Raw genomic sequence first — 3,094 nt, forward strand, 5'->3', positions numbered from 1 at the left:
ATTAAAGAAAGAGAGAGTATAAAAAATAAAACACGCTTGCCTTTCCTAACAAGAGTTTCTGCTATTTTAAGACTAGTAAGGTCTTTCTCGCCTCACACGCCGTAATCAATTTTGCTCACCGTCTGCTTCTTTTAAAAACTCATAGAGCAAGCTTTAAGCGCTTCTTGTTGATGATCTAAAAGCTTTTTCGGTTCTTTTTTCTTAAGCGTAGCTTTTCCTGTTTCTTCAAAAAGACTCCAATCTATTTGACTGTTTTCTCAATCAAACAGATTAATCCTTTGAATTCGGATTTCTTGGACAGCAAAAGTGTAAGAAGCATTATCACTCCACTCTGTTTTGGTGCTATCGATAAGAATATGACAGGTGAAGATCTTTTTCCAACTGGCTGCTATAAAAACTATCAATACCTTCTTTTTTGATCTGATGATTTGTACTATAAAACTCACAATATAACATCACCCATACTATATTTGTCCGTCTATATCACATCCAAGGTATATCCTTGAAAAGCAGCGTTGCTATATGAGGAAAAGTCTTATTGCTACCATCTCATCCCTTACTAGAGAACTTTCAAAATAAACCTTCATTCTAGACGGAGTATAATGGAAGAAAGACAAAACGTACGAGAGCCTAAAAACTCGTAGGCTATGCTGAGGCGCTGTGGTGGCTTAAAATCTTTCCTCTCTAAAAAACGCGATGGCTCATATAGACCATGCCACTAAAAAGCTGAATTCACCTTTCTAGCTTAAAGCCTAGCTTCTCAATCCTTCTCTGAAGCTACTTGTACATCACCTCAGTCTAGAGATACTAAAAATCTCCCATCAAGATCTTCGTAAAATGTACAAAAATAGCGAGAGATTTCTATCACCCTATATTTAAAACCAATCCTTCCCAAAATGAGCTATAGTAGTCCTACCACGCTTATTTTTGCACAACGCACGCATCCTTTGCTCTAGAGGAAATGGGAGCTATAAACCATTGACTCGTCAAAACGCTTATAAAGGTTATGGGCATATAAGTGATGAGACAGTGTTATTAACGCTCCAGGCGGGATGTGCAACGCATTTGTGAGATGACAAACGAGGGAGGCTGGGCAGTGGGCGTTTTTATCCTTATTGGAGAATCAATTTGGCTCAATGTTAGGCGGAAGAGAATGACCTCTTTTTACATTACCCCTAGTCTGCTATGTAGAGGAAGTCTGTAAGTTGGCACTATCATACTCTTTATCAGCTCTCAATGTTGTGATAGTTCTTGGAAACGCATGATTATAGAATTTTCTTGTCTTTTGTTTAAAGCATGAAAGTTAAATCGTTATTTATCTATAGCTTTTGGGTTTATTATTTATTTGATACATTTAATCTAGAATGTAAATTGTGTTCGTATATTCAAACTAAAGTAATGGTATTGAAGCGGGGAGAATGTTGCTTTATTGAGAATAGATAATTGGTAGGCTGGTATTTCCTTTGTATCAGAGAAATTTCAACCTATTCTCTCATATTGTGCGGAGATGAAATGTTAACCGCATAATACTCCCTTTTACATGAGATGTAAGATTGATATGGTTTTCAGATTGAGAAAAGTTGTTGATCGTAGAGGAATATTTTTCTGCGAAATTCGTTTCGCTTAAATGGCAAAATAGAGCAATAGTCTCATATTTGTTATGCTGTAACGCATATATATAATCGATGGAGTCAACACTTCATTTAAGAAATTTTTTAAATAAAAAACATAAAAATAGAATTATTGAAAAAATCTTTTATTTTGAAGCTTATTTCTTACGATTATAAAAGCTGCACGTGGATTTCGAAGGCTCTGATTGTGTTCAAAAGCATGAAAAAATCAAGAAAATTTTGCAAAAAAGCTGCACCATGCGTGCAGCTTTTTATGCGTTTGCTTTAGAGCTAGAAGTTTTAAAGCATGCAAGTATCCTTACGGCTTCTATAACCATAATAGCCAAACACACTCGAAATAATGGCACCAATCAGGCTGCCTAGAAAGCCCCACCATCCTATATTGGAGGCTGTTTTTGTCGCTTTAGTTGCAGTGTTTTTTGCTCCCTTGATAGTATCCTCAAGATTGTCGGACAGTGTTTCTGCCTGTTCTTCAAGGGCTTCAATTGCCTGAGCAGTTTTTGCTTCTGCTGTCTGATAAATCTGAAGCGCATTGTTGGCTGTTCTTTGTGCTTCAGCACGGGTCATACCATCGTTCATAAGAGTATTGATGATATCACTTCGATTAAATTTTGTCGTGAGATCTTCTACACGATCAGACAGGCGTTCACCAAGATTTTTTAAAGTGGTGCGATAGTGAGAAGGATCATTTTTGAAAGCTGTTATCGCAGAACCAATATCGTTGAGTGCAGCTTGATAAGTTTGTTTCAACCGATCAGGGTTGAGACCAGGAATGTCGCTTTTATTGAGAAGAGTGCGCAATTCATTATCAAGTTGGTCAAAATTGATGCCATTGTCACTGTTTTTTGCAAAAAACTTTTCAAGACTTTCGCTGTTTAATTTTGCAAGTATAGGGGAAATATTGGTTTTGAGGTTGTCAACGGTTTGTTGGACCATGGAGCTGTTTTCTAGAGCAGTTTTAGCTCCTATCTTTGCTGTAATAGAAACCACGTGAATGGCTTGGAGGGTCATCAGTAATGTTATGAGAGCCCAAGTGAGAAAGCCATGAAGAGTCCCTGACGATTCAGAAAAACGTCCAGATACAAAGCCTCCCAAGGCTAGGCTAATCACGGTAACGATAACAGAACCCGCGCCAAAGGAGAGGAAAGAGCCTTCAAATGGCGTTGAAGAGGTGAAATCCATTTGGCTTAAGCCTAAAGCTGCTACCAGAAAAGAGAGGCAGATTGAGGTGGCAAGGGCTGTCACCAGTCCCGCAAAAATTGCGGACCATGAAATAGGGGTGTGAAAGAATGGATATTTTGTTTCTAGAGATCTGTCTCCTAGAAAATTCGTATCAAATGGTGTGTCTTCAGGAATGCGAGTTTCCATGTTTTATCTCCTTGAATATGCTGGAGATAAAATGTCTTTTTACCAATTATGTTCCAAAAGGGGTAAAGAAACGCTAAAAAGAGATAGAAAATACT

The 3,094-nt window shown here is 37.8% G+C and carries 1 protein-coding gene and 1 pseudogene (1 of these 2 cut by a window edge); both read right to left on the bottom strand.

Features of this window, described 5'->3' with window-relative positions; all coding sequences use genetic code 11:
- A pseudogene (locus ACFIJS_RS08170) lies at nucleotides 1-447 on the bottom strand (DEAD/DEAH box helicase family protein); its annotated part reaches 112 nt to the left of the window's first position; the annotation flags it as partial.
- A gap of 1,463 nt (nucleotides 448-1,910) precedes the next feature.
- Nucleotides 1,911-2,999, bottom strand: coding sequence for a DUF3792 domain-containing protein (locus tag ACFIJS_RS08175; RefSeq protein WP_375651079.1), 1,089 nt, complete (start codon nucleotides 2,997-2,999; stop codon nucleotides 1,911-1,913).
- Nucleotides 3,000-3,094 lie beyond the last annotated feature (95 nt).

Origin of the sequence: Bartonella sp. OT172YNZD (genome assembly GCF_042193725.1) — a bacterium.
Taxonomy (GTDB): Bacteria; Pseudomonadota; Alphaproteobacteria; order Rhizobiales; family Rhizobiaceae; genus Bartonella; species Bartonella grahamii_A.